The sequence below is a fragment of the Syntrophobotulus glycolicus DSM 8271 genome (assembly GCF_000190635.1).
In the GTDB taxonomy this organism is placed as follows: domain Bacteria; phylum Bacillota; class Desulfitobacteriia; order Desulfitobacteriales; family Syntrophobotulaceae; genus Syntrophobotulus; species Syntrophobotulus glycolicus.
In genome coordinates this window covers 178,069-194,430 of record NC_015172.1, presented here as the reverse complement: position 1 = coordinate 194,430, position 16,362 = coordinate 178,069, and the positions used below count along the sequence as shown (strand labels likewise).

Sequence of the window (16,362 nt, the reverse complement as noted above, 5' to 3'; positions counted from 1 at the left end):
TTTTAGGCCTTACGTCCTAATCGCTTTGTCTATTCTTTTCGCTGACTTGTTTTCGTCCTGTCATTTGTCTAGTGACTTCCTGAAAATCCGCTATGCTCAAGGTCTCAGCCCTGCGCTTTCCCTCCAGCCCGGCCTTTCCCAAAGCCGTTATGACTTCTTCCTTGGAAATATGCAGTCCTGCGCTCAACGCATTTGCTAAGGTTTTTCTTCTCTGGGCAAAGGCCGCTTTCACAATTCGGAAAAACTCATCCCGCTCACAATCGAAATCGGGAAACGGACGAATATCCAGCCTGACTACAGCTGAGGTCACTTTGGGCTGGGGATGAAATGAGGTTGGCGGAACTTCAAAAAGGATTCTGGCATCTGCGGCCAATTGAACAGCAATGGAGAGAATACCATATTCTTTTCCTCCCGGTTTCGCTGTCATTCGTTCGGCGACTTCTTTTTGAACCATTACAATCATCCCAAACAAATTTGAACTTTGCTCTAAAAAATGCATCAGCAAAGGGTTGGTAATGTAATACGGCAAATTCCCTACCAACCAACCTTTTTGCTTACCCCAAAGTTCCTCCAGATTAAGCTTCAGCGCATCGGCCTGAAGGATTTTTACTTTTTCCGGCGGCATTTCTTCGCGGAGGATTTCTACATTCTCTTGATCTAATTCTACCGCCCAAAGTTGATCAACCTTTTCCGCCAGAGCCCTTGTCAGTCCACCGGGGCCGGAACCGATTTCAACCACAGGCCAAAAATGATTTTCTCCTATTGCCGCAACGATCGATTCTACCACTTCAGCGCTAACGAGAAAATTTTGTCCCAAAGATTTACGGATTGTTTTCCCTCCCCGCAGGACCCGTTTCGTATACTGAAGTAAAGTCTCTTTTCTTTTGAGGTCTTTGCTTGAATTATTCATGATTGATCTGCTCCGGCATTAATGCTTCCTGAAAGTCGGCTCTATTTACCCTGAAACGATTTAACCTGAATAAAAACTGTTTCGCATTCGTATCTCCCAGCCCTAACATTGCCCCAACCCGGTTTCGCCTTTCTCTGGCTCCTTCACAGCCGGCTAAACGCGCTTCCAAGAGATCCTCCATGATATATTCCGGCTGGTGGATGGATACCCTCGTTTTCTCCCCGACATTCTTCAGAAATGCTTTTCGAATATCCTCAAGAGAAGCGTTTTCAATGCCAATATCCTTACGCAGGGGATCATAAGCTTCTTTTCTGGGCAGATAAACATGTTTTACTCCCGGAACGCATTTACTGATCCTATCTCTGATTGTTTTTCCTGCAAAATCGGGATCAGTACACACAATGACTCCTCGTCTGACTGCCATTTCACGAAGATAGGCAATCTTTTTCTGTGATAAGCCAAATCCTTCTGTCCACAGAACATCCACATCACCCAGGGCCCGGCGTATTGCATGGGCATCATTTTTTCCTTCTACTACAATCAATTCCTCGATATCCATCTCTTTACCTCTTTTTCAGATGATCATCCACGGGCACCAATCATTACGGCGTTTTCGAAAACAATAAGTCTGATCGATATTCGCCTACTGTATTTTATCAAATTAATGATCTTTTCTATACATTTTTTGCTCTTTTTGATTTTTTACCCTCTGATCCTATGAGAATCGATTTTTTTCATGTAAATCTTCATGAAAATTATTTGCTGATTCCTTTGAGAAATATTGAATTATCCATTATTCCATTTTATAATCAAATAGAACAGCCTGTTATTTCCAGACTCCTGAATAAAGGGAGGTAGCGATATGGATCTGAGGAAACTCTTTGACCATATGATCTCAGTTTCAGAACTCGGACGAGGACAAGCCTCTAAAATTATACAGTCCGTAGAGGATACCGGAAACCCTTATATTGTCGTGAAGAATAATAAGCCTCAAGCTGTCATTATTTCTATCGAAGAATATTCAAAACTGCTGAAAAGCAAGGACAGCCTGGATTCCCTCCATGCTCCCCTCTTCTCGGCCCCCGTTTTTACCGGTGATGATCATTCCGGGATCTTATCGGACGATGAAATCAACATTTTTCTGTCCAAAGAAGAAAATGATTGATGATATTTATCGGATCAGATAAAATAAGATTAGTCATTATGTATTGGCTCTCTGATGTTTTTAATGATTAAAGCAAGCAAGGTAGACGGACCGGTTTGAACTTCAATGATTTCAATGTTTCGGGAAATGGTGGCATAGATTATTTCAAACTGTAGTCTTATTAAAGCTGTCTTGATGACAGCTTTTTTATTCTTTTTATCAGCCTTGCTGCCCGCCATCTGAAAGGAAGAGAAAAGTAATATGCTAATTTGGGACCAAGAACATGAATGTATGCCACGTCCAAAACTAAACGAATTGCAATTGGAACGCTTAAAATGGACGGTAAACAGAGTGTACAGCCATGTGCCGCATTACAGAAAAAAGTTTGACGAATTGGGGATCAAACCGGAAAGCATAAAAAGCTTGAAGGATTTGGCCCGGCTGCCCTTTACAACAAAAAATGACCTGCGGGACAATTACCCTTTTGGCCTTTTTACTGTGCCGGCCAGAGACCTGATCAGAATTCACGCTTCTTCCGGTACAACCGGCCGTCCCGTAGTCGCAGGATATACGGCTAATGATCTGAATACCTGGACTGAGCTGACCGCCCGAATGGTTACTTTAGCCGGGGTAACCAAAGATGATGTTGCTCAAATCGCGTTTAATTATGGTCTGTTCACAGGCGGATTCGGCCTTCACTATGGGTTGGAAAGAGTTGGCGCCCTGGTGATCCCGGCTTCCGGCGGCAATACCGAACGCCAGTTGATGCTGATGCAGGATTTTGGTACGACCACCTTGATTGCCACTCCATCCTATGCCCTCTATATTGCGGAAGTAGCTGAGCAATCTGGTATTGATATTGCTTCATTGAAGCTGAAAACAGGACTGTTTGGGAGCGAGCCCTGGACTGAAGAAATGCGCAAAGAAATTGAATCCCGTCTCCATCTTGTGGCTACGGACAATTATGGCCTAAGCGAAGTCATGGGGCCGGGTGTTGCGGGCGAATGTTTATCCCATGCCGGCCATCATATTGCTGAAGACCACTTCATTGTTGAAACCATCAACCCTGATACCGGTGAGATCCTGGAACCCGGTGAAGAGGGGGAACTGGTCTTTACCTCTCTGACTAAAGAGGCTTTCCCTGTAATCCGCTTCCGAACCAAGGATATTTCCTGCATTGACCAAGAGCCCTGCTCTTGCGGCCGGACAACGGCCCGGATGCGCAAAGTGACAGGACGGACTGATGACATGCTGATTATCAGGGGTGTCAATGTTTTTCCTTCCCAAATTGAGAGCATTCTTATGCCTATCGAAGGGATTGGTCCTCATTATCTTATTAATGTTTCCCGAAAGAATTACCTTGATGAATTGGAAGTTGTCGTTGAACTGACCAGTCCCGATCTTCTTGAACCTTATTCCCGTCTGGAAGAATTTGAAGACTTTATCCGGCAAAAGCTATACAGTGTTCTTTCCCTGCATGCCCGGATCAGAATTGTTCAGCCGGGTACTCTGGAAAGAACCACCGGTAAGTCCAAAAGAGTTTTTGATTCTCGCTAAACACGATCTTCTAATCCGAATATCTTTATGTATAATTTGACAATACCTCTTTTCAATCCAGGTCATCTTGATCTGGATTTACTTTTTGTACTATAATTAATTTTATTGATTTAATCTGGATTGTCATGGCTTTTGGCCTTACTAAAGAGAGGACTGGATATTGAACATGAAAAAATTGCTGACAGGAAATGAGGCTATTGCCCGCGGCGCTTGGGAAGCGGGAGTGGTGGTTTGTACTGCTTATCCCGGTACTCCCAGTACCGAAATCACGGAAAATGCCGCCAAGTATAACGAAATCTATTCCGAATGGTCCCCTAATGAGAAAGTTGCTCTGGAAGTAGGTTTAGGCGCTTCCATTGCCGGCGGACGGACTCTGGTCGCCATGAAACATGTGGGGGTTAATGTTGCGGCCGATCCTTTGTTTACCCTTGCTTATACCGGTATCAACGGGGGATTGGTTTTGGTCTCCGCCGATGATCCCGGAATGCACAGCTCCCAAAATGAACAGGATAACCGCCATCTAGGCAGAGCAGCCAAGATTCCAATTTTCGAACCTTCCGATAGCCAGGAAGCAAAAGATTTCACAAAATTAGCTTTGGAGATCAGCGAACAATTCGATACTCCGGTCATGTTGAGGATTACCACAAGGATTGCCCATTCTCAATCTCTGGTTGAATTCAATGACCGTGAAGAGAAAGGTTTGAAAGAATACAAGAAAAATCCGCACAAATATGTCATGATTCCCGCCTATGCCCGCCAAAGACATCTTGATTTGGAAAAAAGACTGCTTGCCTTAAAAGAATATTCTGATTCCTGTCCCCTCAACAGGGTTGAGTGGCATGAAACAAAGATCGGAATTATTACCAGCGGGGTAGCTTATCAATATGTCCGAGAGACGCTTCCTTCGGCATCCGTTCTTAAAATAGGCATGTCCTATCCCCTGCCGGAAAAAATGATCAGGGACTTTGCGCAGAAGGTTGACGAACTTTACGTCATCGAAGAACTGGACCCGTTTATTGAAGATCAAATGAAAGCTTGGGGAATAAAGACCCATGGCAAGGATATCTTTTCCAATATCGGGGAAATCCTGCCGGAGATCATTAATGAAAAAATGCTCAAACACACACCTGCTCTTGTTACTCAGGATATTCCCGTCCGTCCGCCAGTCCTTTGTCCGGGCTGTCCTCATCGAGCCTTATTCTATATGCTTAAAAAGCTTAATCTGACCGTAACCGGAGATATCGGCTGTTACACCTTGGGAAGCCTTCCTCCGCTCAATGCCATGGATACAACGATTTGTATGGGGGCAAGTATTGGCGCTGCTATTGGCATGGAAAAAGCCAGGGGCAAAGATTTTGCCCGTAATCTGGTTGCTGTGATCGGTGATTCTACTTTTATTCATTCCGGAATCACCGGACTTATCGATGTCGTTTATAATAAGGCGACAACCACAACCATCATTCTTGACAATAGAACAACCGGGATGACCGGCCATCAGGATAATCCGGCCAATGGCTGTACCATCAAAAAAGAAGCCAATAAAGAAGTAAATCTGGAACTATTGGCCAAAGCTGTGGGTGTAGAGCGCGTAGCAATCGTCGATCCTTTCAATTTGGCCGAACTGGAGCAGATCATGAAAGCCGAATTGGCCGCTGAAGAACCTTCCGTAATCATCGTGAAACGCAAGTGTGTTCTGATCGAAAAAAGCAAAGGAACTTCTTGTTTTGTTACCTCTGACTGCGTGGGCTGTATGCAATGTTTAAAACTGGGCTGTCCTTGTATCGTCAAAGAAAATAAACGCGTCGTCATTAACTCTACTCAATGTGTTGGCTGCGGATTATGTCAGACCGTATGCACACGTCATGCGATTAAAAAGGAAGGTGTGCAATAATGTCCGATATTACGAATGTTTTAATTGTTGGCGTAGGGGGCCAGGGGACAATTCTTGCCAGCCGGGTGCTGGCAGGGGTCCTTCAGCGTGCAGGCCTTGATGTGAAAGTTTCAGAGATCCACGGTATGGCTCAGAGAGGCGGCAGTGTTGTCACTCAGGTCCGTTTCGGAGAGAAAGTCGCTTCTCCGATTATTCCGCAATCCGAAGCCGATATTATTCTTGCTTTTGAAAAGCTCGAAGCCTTGCGCTGGCTGAATTACCTGAAGAAAGACGGATATATTCTGGTGAATAACCAGCAAATCGATCCTATGCCGGTTGTTACAGGGGTCGCAAAATATCCGGGGAATGTTCTTGACCTCATAAAAAAAGAATGTAAAAATGTCCTCATCATTGACGCTTTGCAAAAAGCTATTGATTCCGGAAGTTCTAAAACGGTCAATGTTGTTCTTCTCGGGCTTTTATCTGCTTACCTTGAGTTTGACTGGCAGCTCTGGCTTGATGCTTTAAATGAATTCGTACCTCCTAAGCTGGTGGATATCAACATCAAAGCCTTTTTTGCCGGACGAACCGCAGGAGGAAATTGACCGCGCATATCGAACAGGTGTTTGCATCAGAGGCTAATTTATGTTACCATAGTCTTGGTGATATGATGAAAAAAAATGCTGACACTTTAGAAAAATTAGCTATTTTGGCCGAGGCTGCCAAGTACGATGTTTCTTGCGCCTCCAGCGGGGTAAATAAAGCTAACCATGGTAAAATCGGCAATTCCAAAGCTTATGGGATATGCCATTCCTGGTCTGCTGACGGACGTTGTATTTCTCTTCTCAAAATACTTCTGACCAACTGCTGTATCTATGACTGCAGCTACTGTCTGAACCGTGCCGGCAACAATATTCCCAGGGCTAGTTTCACGGCCGAAGAAATCGCTGATCTTACCATTCAGTTCTACCGCCGCAACTATATTGAAGGACTTTTTCTGAGCTCGGCAGTGGAAATCAGTCCTAATCATACCATGGAAAAAATATACCGCGTTCTTCAGATCTTGCGAAACGACTATCAATTCTGTGGATATATTCACGTTAAAGTCATTCCGGGAGCAGATCCTTTAATCGTTCAAAAGACTGGTCTCTTGGCCGACCGCCTGAGTGTAAATATTGAACAGCCTACCGAACAAAGCCTCCGGCTTCTCGCTCCCCAAAAATCTTTGCCTTTATTAATTGCGCCGATGGATCAAATCAAAAATGAAATCACAGCGAATACTGAAGAACGAAGGAAATTCAGAAATATAAAAAAATTTGCGCCGGCCGGTCAATCTACTCAGATGATCATCGGCGCTACCGACGATACGGATTTAACTATCCTGAAAACCACAGATGTTCTTTATCACCGGTTTTCTCTGAAAAGGGTATATTATTCCGCTTATGTTCCCGTGAATGACGGACCTCATCTCCCCGCCCTGGCCTCTCTGCCTCCGCTCTTGCGGGAGCATAGGCTTTATCAGGCGGATTGGCTGCTGCGATTTTATCATTTTAAAGTGGATGAAATCGTTAATTCCTCTTTCCCCAGGCTGGAAATAGACTATGATCCCAAAACTGCCTGGGCATTGAGGAATATTAATTTTTTCCCGGTTGAAATTAACCGTGCCTCTTATGAAGAATTGCTGCGTGTTCCCGGCATTGGTGTGAAATCCGCCTTAAGAATTCTCCGGCAGCGCAGGCTGGCCCCAGTACACTACGATCACCTTGGCAAAATGGGCATTGTCCTTAAGCGAGCCAAATATTTTATTCTCTGTTCCGGACAATACTATGGAAAAATCCCGATTGAATCCAACCGAATCGCCAAAATGCTTAAACCACCCGAAGAACCTCAGCAATTGCAGTTCTCTTTTTAGAGAATATCCTTCAGGACATATTTGCATTACCTTTATTATCCTTAAAAGAGAGGATCAATCATGGACTATCTTTATGACGGGAGCTTTGATGGTCTTCTGACTTGCATTTATCACAGCTATTATTCAGACCGGGCAACAGGTATCTACCTTGAAGACGATTATCAGTACAGTCTGCTCAATTCCTGCCTCTCTGTTCAAACCGCCCCGGAACTGGCTTTCAAGGTTTACTCCGCAATAAGCTCAAAAATATCCAGGGAAGCCTTAACTCATACCTACTATGTTTTTTTATCCAACCGCCCTGATAAAGGGAACTTAATCCATAGCTATCTCCGGCTCGGTTTTAAATTGGGACCATCAGTCAGTGCTTACCGTACTCATCCTGATGTGCTTCCTGTTTTAGAAACCGCCCATAAGGTGTCTTTTGAAGCCCACCGTTTTGAAGGATTGCTTCGTTTTGCGGACATGGGCAAATTCCTTTACTCCTCTTTAGCGCCGGACCATAATATCATTATTTTGCTGGCAGATTTCTTTGCAGACAGGCTCAAACAAGAACATTTTATGATCCACGATAAAAAAAGGGAGCTGGCTGTAATTTATGATACGAAAGAATGGTATGTCAGTGATTTTTCTTCAGAAATCAGCCTTGGCCTCTCTGCTGATGAGGCTTTCTACCAGGAGCTTTGGCTGAAATATTTCGACCGGATTGGGATCGCTCATCGAATAAATCCCCGCCTGCAAGCCCGTTTTGTCCCTCATAGATATCGAAAAGACTTGCCGGAATTTAACAATATCCTGAACGGCCATCACCGGCAATGACCTCAATATCATCATCGTTCAGCAGGGTAAATGCTTTTCTTGCCCGGACAGCCAGTTTTTATTTTAGAAACAAAAAAAATTATTACTCCCTCTGACAAGATTGCTCATGCTTTTTACAGATTGCTGTCATAATTTCTTCTATTGACAATACCTGGTTTCCTTTTTGTCAGATATCATCAAACACTTTTGATTGCTTTTCCCATTATTTTCTATGTATTATGGATATTGACACCTGTTATTAATTATATTCAGATCGGAAATATTCATGAAGAAAATTGGGGTTATGGTTCGTTGCTTAATCGGAATGGCTGTCTTAATCGTTAGTTTAGCCGTTATCACAGGGACAGTGACCCATAAGCCGGCTTTTTTTTCGGTCATTCAATCCAATAGTATGTACCCTTTATTATCTCGTGGAGATATTGTTTTCGTCCGTCCCGTTCATTCTTCAGCAGTCTTCCGTCCCGGGGATATTGTACTTTTTAAAGAAAGTACTTTTTTTTCTTCCAATCAGTGGATTATTCACCAAATCATATCCGGCAATGACCGGGATGGGTATGTCACTAAAGGGACTGCCAACCTCCGGCCCGATCAGGAAATGAAGGGATTTCCCGCTGTTATGCCTAACTCGATTGCCGGCAAAGTGATTGCTCCGGGCGGAATAATTCTTAAACTTCCGCTTTTAGGTTTTGTTTTCCTTTGGCTGAATAAAGTAAAAGACTTCATCCTTGTTTTACCTTTATTGTCTATCACGGTTCTTCTTCTTTTGATCATTGATGCCGTGATGACCAAAACAGGAATAAATAAAATTCTGTCCTATAAAAAAAATGTGCTTTTTGGCGGAGGCGGCCTGTTCTTATCTTTGTTGATTGCTGCTTATACGGTTTCCTCAAGCCAACTCTGGTTCATTAATCATGATTTCCCTGATCATACCTCTCTTCAAAAAGAATTGGGGAAAATCGATAATCGATGGCCCTTTCCTTTAATTCTGGCTTATCATACATCAGACCCCGGCCTCAAAGTCATTAACCCGGAGGAAACTATTCCGGCTGATCATTCTGTTTACCCTAACCTGATCATTCAGGCCTTTCAAGAGGGAAAAGAGTCTTCCTATCTTTGGGTTGCCACTTTTCTGCCTCTTCTTCCTCCTCATTTGATCCATGATCTTACCCGAATCAGTTTTAGCCTGGCCCTCATTACTGTATCTTTAATTCCCGGGCTTCCGCTTATGTTATTTCCTTTAATGGAAAAATTTTTTTATAAAATGAAATAATATATTTATTAATTATTCAATTCACTTTATTATTATTGTAGAATGGATTAATCGGAATATAAGGATATAGGAATGGACTTGCTGCGTTTTAACGGTCAGATAATTGAATATGAAATGTATAAAAGCAACAGAGCGAAAAGGCTTTGCTTTTCAGTCCATGATTTTAAGCTGAGAGTTGCTGTTCCCAAAAGTGTAACTTATGAGGATGCGCGGAAATACATCGAAGAAAACAGTGATCTTCTTGCTAAAAAATTGAATCTTCTAAAGGGCTTCCACTCTTCTTATCAATTTGTTACCGGGGAAAAGTTATTTTACCGGGGAAGATTCTACCCGCTGAAAATTGTTTACGCTGATTTAATTAACGGTTATGCCGCTTTTAAGGGAAGTCAAATCTATGTCTTTCTGCCTGAGTGTATCCCCTCTGAAAACAAGCCCAATAGTATACGCGCTGTTTTAAGGGAATGGTATGTGAATCAGGCAGAAAAAATTCTCCCCGATATGGTAGATTATTATTCTAAAGTAATGGGTTTATCCTACGGAAAAGTTAAAATCAAGGATCAGAAAACCCGCTGGGGCAGCTGCTCATCTAAAGGGAACCTTAACTTTAACTGGCGTATTATTATGGCCCCCAACCAGGTTGTCGCTTATGTCATTATTCATGAGCTTTCTCATCTAAGATCGATGAACCATTCGGGAACCTTCTGGAAAGAGGTGCGAAACTATATGCCCGAATATGAACGATGGAGGCTGTGGCTGCGCGATTACGGACAACTATTAATGAAAATATAAAGCAAGAGCTCAGGAATTTCCTGAGCTCTTCCATTTTAAGCTAACCTGAAAAGCCTTTTCACATTCTCCGTACTGAGCCTTGCCGTTTCTTCCAAAGACAGCCCTTTAAGCTCCGCCAGTTTCTTCAGCACCAGTTTGACATGAGCCGGTTCATTTCTCTTCCCCCGATAAGGTTCGGGAGGGAGATACGGACTGTCGGTTTCAAGCAAAAACCTGTCCGGAGGCACATTTTGAGCCACTTCCACTGCATGACGAGCATTTTTATAGGTCAGGGGCCCTGAAAAAGAAAGGTAAAATTCCATTTTCAATAATTCTTTAGCCATTTCCCATGATCCGGAGTAAGAATGGAAAACGCCGCCGTTTTCCGGCCGGTACTGTTTAATGATCTTCAATAAATCGGCATGGGCATCCCGATTATGCACAATGATCGGCAAACCTGCCTCATTGGCCAGTTCAATCTGTTGAATAAAATGCTTTTGTTGCAGCTCTCGCGGGGAGAGATCCCTAAAATAATCCAAGCCAATTTCTCCCCAGGCAATTACCTTGGGATTTTGAGCTAATCTGTTCAGGAGTTCCCAAGTATTCTCCGTACAGTCTTTCGCATTATGGGGATGAATTCCTACTGCCGCATAGATGAAATCATACTTTCCGGCTATTTTAACAGAATTTCTGCTGGAGGTTTCGCTGTGTCCGGGGTTTATGATCTGTGTAATACCGGCTTCCTTTGCCCGTTCAAGCACAGCTGATAAATCCTGATCAAACTGTTCGTCATCAAGATGAGCATGTGTATCCCAAATCATTTGACCTGAGCTCCTGATGGAAGATCACTTTCTATCGTCAAAACCTCCAGTTTTCCGCTGTCTGATGCTGCCAGAATCATTCCCCTTGATTCAATCCCCCTTAGCTTAGCAGATTTTAGGTTAGCTACTAAGACGACTTTCTGTCCGACAAGGTCTTCCGGCCGGTAATATTGTGCAATCCCGGAGACAACTGTTCTCCGTTCATTTCCAAGCTCTACCTCCAGTTTAAGGAGTTTCTCCGTCTTTTCGACCTTCTCCGCTTGAAGTACTTTAGCTACCCGCAGATCCATTCGGGCAAAATCTTCAATCGTGATTTCTTCCTTTAATGGGGCCATTTCAGCCGGTTTTTCTTGAGATTTCTGCCCATGAGCTGACTTTGTCTCAAGCCCTGAGCTTTCTTCAGAAGTTTTGCTGTCATTTGCCGCTTTTTCAAACTGTTCCAGATCAATACGCGGAAAGATCGGGTCCCCTTTTATGACCTTGGTTCCCGGTACAATAATCTTCCATTTCCCGGCATCATTCCATTTAGTAAACAGATTCCCGCTATTGAGCAAAGGTTGCAATTTCAGGGGAATACCAGGCATAAACGGGGCGCAGAAGACTCCCAGAATCCTGATGGCCTCTATTAAATTGTATAAAACCGTGTCTAAACGACATTTCTGCTCTGGATCCCTCGCCAAAGCCCAGGGTGCCGTCTCATCCACGTATTTATTGCAGCGGCTGACAAATTGCCAGAGATACTCTATCGCTTTAGCTGTATCACAATCCAGCATTTTTTCTTCAATCCCGGTTTTCACACTGACGGCCAATTCCTTCAGCTCTTTATCCAGTACAGAGTCTTCTCCGGGCTCTGGTACAATTCCATCGCGATACTTTTCCACCATAGCCAGGGACCTGGAGATAAAATTACCCAAATCATTTGCTAAATCACTGTTCAGCTTTTCAACCAGATCATCCTCCGAATATGTCCCATCTAACCCATACTGCATTTCTTTCAGCAAAAAATAGCGAATGGGGTCAGAACCATAACGCGCAATCAGTTCAAATGAGTCCTGGACATTACCCCGCGATTTGGATATTTTGCCCCCTTCTTTACTCATGAACCAACCATGCCCAAAGACCTTCTTGGGTAGGGGGATCTCCATGGCCATCAGAATAATCGGCCAAATAACAGTGTGAAATCTGACAATATCCTTGCCCACAAGGTGGAGATCCGCAGGCCAGTATCTCTGATATTTTTCCCCGTCCGGATAGCCAAGGGCAGAAATATAATTAATGAGGGCATCCAGCCATACATATACGACATGCTTGGGATCAAAAGGCACTTGTATTCCCCACTCAAATGTCGTTCTGGTTACACACAAATCCTCCAGGCCACTCTCTATAAATTTGATCATTTCATTACGCCGGGAAACAGGCTGAATAAATTCCGGATTTGCCTTGATATATTCGAGTAATCTGTCTTGATACTTAGATAAACGAAAGAAATAGCTTTCCTCTTTCAGAAGTTCAACTTCTCTTCCACAGTCCAAATTGGGACATCTGCCTTCCACCAATCTGTTCTCGGTCCAAAAGGTCTCACAGGGCGTACAATACCATCCTTCATATTCCGATTTATAAATATCTCCCTGTTCAAACAATTTTGTGAAAAAGTGCTGGACAACCTTAGCATGTCGTTCTTCCGTTGTTCGAATAAAGTCATCATTGCTAATGTCTAAAATTCGCCATAATTCCTTAAATTTCGCAACAATATTGTCGACATAGTCAAGCGGAGCCATTCCTTTGCTTTCTGCAGTTCTGACTATCTTTTGAGCATTTTCATCGGTACCCGTAAGGAAATATACATCATCGCCCATCATTCTGCGAAGGCGGGCCATCGCATCAGCGGCTATCGTTGTATAAGCCGTTCCGATATGGGGACTGGCGTTTGGATAATAGATCGGGGTTGTTATGTAATATTTCATGATATTACTCCTTTCCAAAATACTGACTTCTCATATCATATCATAAATAAGTTTTTAGATTCAAAATATCAATTTAAATGATAAAAAATAAAATCTATCTGGTAACTTCTATAATAAATTGGTGTTTTTAAGCCATAATTACTATTGACTTCTTAAGGTATTATTGGTAAGATAAGGTTAATAGATGTCGAAAGTTGTTGGAAGAAGGAGGAGAAATGATGAAATCAACGGGAATCGTCAGAAAAGTTGACGAATTAGGTAGAGTAGTATTACCTATCGAGCTGCGCAGAACCTTAGGAATCGATGAAAAAGATGCTTTAGAAATTTATGTTGATGAAGAAAAAATCATCCTTAAAAAGTATGAACCGGCTTGCGTCTTTTGCGGAAACGCCAGCAATGTGCAAAACTTCCGTGGCAAAAATGTTTGTATGGACTGTGCTGCTGCCATGGGCGAAGTCGCCAATAAAGCTGTCTAATAATTGTTTTCTTTAAACATACGATATCATATTCAGGATTGTTTTAGAAAGGCTTATGCCTTTCTTTTTTATTCTCATTGTCCAGGGTCGCTTTATAGATCTCTCTTTTGCTTACTCCGTATTTTTTCGCTATCCTTTTCATTGCCTCTGTTGGGGGCATCCCCTGCGTTTTTAAGTCCTGATACTCTTTAACCCATAAATCCGGATCTCCATGATCCTGGATATCCTCCGCAGGGCTGATGATGATGCAGCACTCTCCCTTTGCCGCCTTTTGTTCAAACTCTTGAATCAACTCCGATATTTTCCCCTTATGGACGGTTTGGTGTATCTTTGTCAATTCCCTGACAACAGCAGCCTCCCTGTCTTCCAGCATGGTATGCATCACCTGTAGGGTATCAAGCAAACGGTGAGGGGCTTCATAGAAAATTAATGTAAATCGCAGCTCTTTAATTTTTTCTAATAATTTTCTGCGCTCACTTTTCCCGGCGGGAGGAAATCCCAGATACAGAAAATGCTCCGTACTTATCCCCGAAAGAACAAGGGCTGTCAAAGCTGCATTAGGGCCCGGTAAAACATCAACGCTAATCTTTTCTTCCTGACACCGCTTGATGAGTATCTGTCCGGGGTCAGATATCGCGGGCATTCCGGCGTCAGAAATCAGGGCCACATCTTGCCCTGATTTTAGTGCTTCTATGATTTCTTCCGCTCTTTTTCTTTCATTATGTTCGTGGTAACTGAGTAACGGAACCTTTATTCCATAATGATTGAGCAGGATTCTGGAATGCCGGGTATCCTCCGCCGCGATAAAATGAACCTTTTTCAACGTATCCAGTACCCTTAGGGTAACATCACTGAGATTGCCGATCGGAGTAGCGCAAATATATAAGCTTCCTTTATGATCACTTTCTGACATGTTTTCTCCCTACTTGTTCAGTCCTTTTTCAGAAAAGCAGTACAAAATAAGCATGGCCCGTCGAGTTGCTCTCCAAAATACAGATGACAGACATGAAATCCTTCTAAATAAAGCCGTTCCAAGTTTTCATGAGCCTCTTTCTGAATTTTAGCAGCGTTTTTTTGCACTCTTTCGGTATCTGCCTCAGAAACTGCGCAAATTTGTCTTTTCAGTTTAATATTTTCTTCTTCCAGGTACTGAACATACTGCCTTAAGCTTTTTATTTCATCCAGCAGCCTGCCTAAATGATCCTCAATCTCTGATATAGCCTGGGTAAATTGACCCAATTTTATTCCTCCGATTCGTCGACCAGCTTCTTAAGATCTTCCGGAGAGACATCATCTTCCCATATCTCCGTACTGTACGGGAATTTTTTATTTTCTTGATTTGACTGGCATTCGTAGCATCCGTTTTCGTATTTTAAACAACACATTAATCTGCCGCAAATACCTGATATTTTAGTCGGATTGAGTGACAGATTCTGGTCCTTTGCCATTCTGATCGAGACCGGTTCAAAGTCCCCAAGAAATGTTGTACAGCATAACTCTCTCCCACAGCAGCCCAGACCGCCCAACATCTTTGCCTCATCTCTGACTCCGATTTGCCTAAGTTCTATCCTGGTTCTGAACACTGACGCAAGATCCTTAACCAATTCACGGAAATCAACCCTGCCTTCCGCTGTAAAGGAAAAAATAATCTTATTGCCGTCAAAGGTATATTCAACATCAATCAGCTTCATCGGCAGCTTATGCGCAGCGATCTTTTCCAGGCAAATCTTGTAAGCCTCCTGCTCTTTGTCTTTATTGCCGTGGTAAATCTTTGTATCTTCCGGAGTGGCCTTACGAATGACCTCTTTTAAAGGAGCAATAATTTCCTTATCACTGACTTCCCTTAAGCCGAGAACGACTTTCCCGTATTCCGTCCCTCTGGCTGTTTCGACAATAACGGCATCATCCTGTTTAATTTCCAGATTGCCCGGGGCAAAAAAGTAAATCTTTCCTGCAGCCTTAAAGCGTACACCAACAACCTTAGCCAAGTGTGTTTCCTCCAATTCTCATCTGTTTAAGGGCAAGAACTTCTATTGCCAGCCGACTGTTGGCTTGTCTTTGCAATGCGATGACAGCCTGATTAATTGATGGAAGGTAGGCCGGCGGGACTCTGCCTTCAGTGATTTCTTTCATGAAATATATCTGTAAAACCTGTACCAGCACCAATGCCTCTTCTTTATCCAACGGAAACAAGGAATACATCTTTAAAAAATCACCTTTAATTACTGCGAGATAGGTTTCCAGCCAATTTTCAACTCGTTCTGTTCCCATAGCGACAATCCGGCGAATCAGATCGGGATCCCGGCCGCCCAGTTTATAAGCAAGCTCATAATCAATCTCTCCTGAAGTTTCTGACTCAATCCCATTCCTCAGAAAAACGTCCTTATCCGGAACCGGAAAGTATACCTCCTGTGCCCGGCTTCTCAAGGTGGCAATAATCCTCTCTGAATTGGCTGTGCTTAAGATCAGCAAAGTATTCTCCGGCGGCTCCTCCGCAACCTTCAGCAAAGCATTGGCTGCGGGAAGGGTCAGCCTGTCCGCCTGCTCGATCAAATAAACCTTATATTTCCCCTCAAAAGGTTTTTTATAGATATTCTCCTGCATTTTGAGGATTTCTTCAATTCCGATACTGCTTTTCTGGAGCTTCAGGATGTGGATATCGGGATGATTTTCTTGGCTGATTTTTCGGCATGAAATACACTCATGGCAAGGGCGGTCTTTTACAGAAGAGCAATTCAGGAGCATAGCCAGTTCCAGGGCCGCCTCTGTCCTCTCTTTTTCACCGCTGTTATAAAATAAAAGTAGATGTGCCAGCTTCCCCTGCTCAGCTGCTCGTTTCATTAAAGAATAATTC

Annotated in this window: 17 protein-coding genes; 9 read left to right on the top strand and 8 right to left on the bottom strand. The window is 43.2% G+C overall.

What is annotated here, in order from left to right; genetic code table 11:
* Positions 1-16: 16 nt before the first annotated feature.
* Positions 17-910 (bottom strand): 16S rRNA (adenine(1518)-N(6)/adenine(1519)-N(6))-dimethyltransferase RsmA, encoded by an 894-nt coding sequence (gene rsmA / locus SGLY_RS00940; protein WP_013623427.1) that lies wholly within the window; start codon positions 908-910, stop codon positions 17-19.
* Complete coding sequence (gene rnmV / locus SGLY_RS00935) at positions 903-1,469, bottom strand: ribonuclease M5 (RefSeq protein ID WP_013623426.1); 567 nt, start codon at positions 1,467-1,469, stop codon at positions 903-905. The genes rsmA and rnmV overlap by 8 nt, the downstream gene beginning before the upstream one ends.
* A 303-nt stretch (positions 1,470-1,772) precedes the next feature.
* Here rnmV and SGLY_RS00930 point away from each other — a divergent pair, with 303 nt between their 5' ends.
* The 8 genes from SGLY_RS00930 to SGLY_RS00890 all read left to right on the top strand — a co-directional run bounded on the left by SGLY_RS00930 (position 1,773) and on the right by SGLY_RS00890 (position 10,268).
* Positions 1,773-2,075, top strand: a complete 303-nt coding sequence (locus tag SGLY_RS00930; RefSeq protein ID WP_013623425.1) for a type II toxin-antitoxin system Phd/YefM family antitoxin — start codon at positions 1,773-1,775, stop codon at positions 2,073-2,075.
* Between the two features lie 240 nt (positions 2,076-2,315).
* Positions 2,316-3,611, top strand: a complete 1,296-nt coding sequence (locus SGLY_RS00920) for a phenylacetate--CoA ligase family protein (protein WP_013623424.1) — start codon at positions 2,316-2,318, stop codon at positions 3,609-3,611.
* Positions 3,612-3,777: 166 nt separating this feature from the next.
* Positions 3,778-5,502 carry an indolepyruvate ferredoxin oxidoreductase subunit alpha gene (iorA, locus tag SGLY_RS00915; RefSeq protein WP_013623423.1) on the top strand — a complete coding sequence of 575 codons (1,725 nt, stop codon included), beginning with the start codon at positions 3,778-3,780 and terminating at the stop codon, positions 5,500-5,502.
* Positions 5,502-6,086 carry an indolepyruvate oxidoreductase subunit beta gene (locus SGLY_RS00910; RefSeq protein ID WP_013623422.1) on the top strand — a complete coding sequence of 195 codons (585 nt, stop codon included), beginning with the start codon at positions 5,502-5,504 and terminating at the stop codon, positions 6,084-6,086. Before iorA ends, SGLY_RS00910 begins: the two co-directional genes overlap by 1 nt.
* Complete coding sequence (locus tag SGLY_RS00905; RefSeq protein WP_013623421.1) at positions 6,083-7,393, top strand: putative DNA modification/repair radical SAM protein; 1,311 nt, start codon at positions 6,083-6,085, stop codon at positions 7,391-7,393. The genes SGLY_RS00910 and SGLY_RS00905 overlap by 4 nt, the downstream gene beginning before the upstream one ends.
* Positions 7,394-7,453: 60 nt before the next feature.
* Positions 7,454-8,209 (top strand): TIGR03915 family putative DNA repair protein, encoded by a 756-nt coding sequence (locus SGLY_RS00900; RefSeq protein ID WP_013623420.1) that lies wholly within the window; start codon positions 7,454-7,456, stop codon positions 8,207-8,209.
* Positions 8,210-8,474: 265 nt separating this feature from the next.
* On the top strand, positions 8,475-9,479 hold the full coding sequence (locus tag SGLY_RS00895; protein WP_013623419.1) for a signal peptidase I: 1,005 nt from the start codon (positions 8,475-8,477) through the stop codon (positions 9,477-9,479).
* A gap of 72 nt (positions 9,480-9,551) precedes the next feature.
* Positions 9,552-10,268 carry a M48 family metallopeptidase gene (locus SGLY_RS00890; RefSeq protein WP_013623418.1) on the top strand — a complete coding sequence of 239 codons (717 nt, stop codon included), beginning with the start codon at positions 9,552-9,554 and terminating at the stop codon, positions 10,266-10,268.
* Between the two features lie 35 nt (positions 10,269-10,303).
* On the opposite strand, the gene SGLY_RS00885 is transcribed toward SGLY_RS00890, so the two are convergent.
* Both SGLY_RS00885 and metG read right to left on the bottom strand, forming a co-directional pair.
* On the bottom strand, positions 10,304-11,068 hold the full coding sequence (locus tag SGLY_RS00885) for a TatD family hydrolase (RefSeq protein ID WP_013623417.1): 765 nt from the start codon (positions 11,066-11,068) through the stop codon (positions 10,304-10,306).
* The gene (gene metG, locus SGLY_RS00880; protein WP_013623416.1) at positions 11,065-13,032 is read right to left on the bottom strand and encodes a methionine--tRNA ligase; all 1,968 of its coding nucleotides are present in this window, start codon (positions 13,030-13,032) and stop codon (positions 11,065-11,067) included. Before metG ends, SGLY_RS00885 begins: the two co-directional genes overlap by 4 nt.
* Before the next feature lie 218 nt (positions 13,033-13,250).
* Between metG and SGLY_RS00875 the strand changes: the two genes are divergently transcribed.
* On the top strand, positions 13,251-13,508 hold the full coding sequence (locus tag SGLY_RS00875; protein ID WP_013623415.1) for an AbrB/MazE/SpoVT family DNA-binding domain-containing protein: 258 nt from the start codon (positions 13,251-13,253) through the stop codon (positions 13,506-13,508).
* Between the two features lie 43 nt (positions 13,509-13,551).
* Here the strand turns inward: SGLY_RS00875 and rsmI are convergent, their stop codons facing one another.
* Genes rsmI through SGLY_RS00855 form a run of 4 tightly spaced genes read right to left on the bottom strand, consistent with a single transcriptional unit; the run spans position 13,552 to position 16,349 of the window.
* The gene (rsmI, locus tag SGLY_RS00870) at positions 13,552-14,421 is read right to left on the bottom strand and encodes a 16S rRNA (cytidine(1402)-2'-O)-methyltransferase (RefSeq protein ID WP_013623414.1); all 870 of its coding nucleotides are present in this window, start codon (positions 14,419-14,421) and stop codon (positions 13,552-13,554) included.
* A gap of 17 nt (positions 14,422-14,438) precedes the next feature.
* A complete protein-coding gene (locus SGLY_RS00865; protein ID WP_013623413.1) occupies positions 14,439-14,747 on the bottom strand; it encodes an initiation-control protein YabA in 309 nt (102 codons plus the stop codon).
* 2 nt (positions 14,748-14,749) lie between these two features.
* Positions 14,750-15,496: a PSP1 domain-containing protein gene (locus SGLY_RS00860; protein WP_013623412.1), complete on the bottom strand. Its 747-nt coding sequence runs from the start codon at positions 15,494-15,496 to the stop codon at positions 14,750-14,752.
* Positions 15,489-16,349, bottom strand: a complete 861-nt coding sequence (locus SGLY_RS00855) for a DNA polymerase III subunit (RefSeq protein WP_242822965.1) — start codon at positions 16,347-16,349, stop codon at positions 15,489-15,491. The genes SGLY_RS00860 and SGLY_RS00855 overlap by 8 nt, the downstream gene beginning before the upstream one ends.
* Positions 16,350-16,362 lie beyond the last annotated feature (13 nt).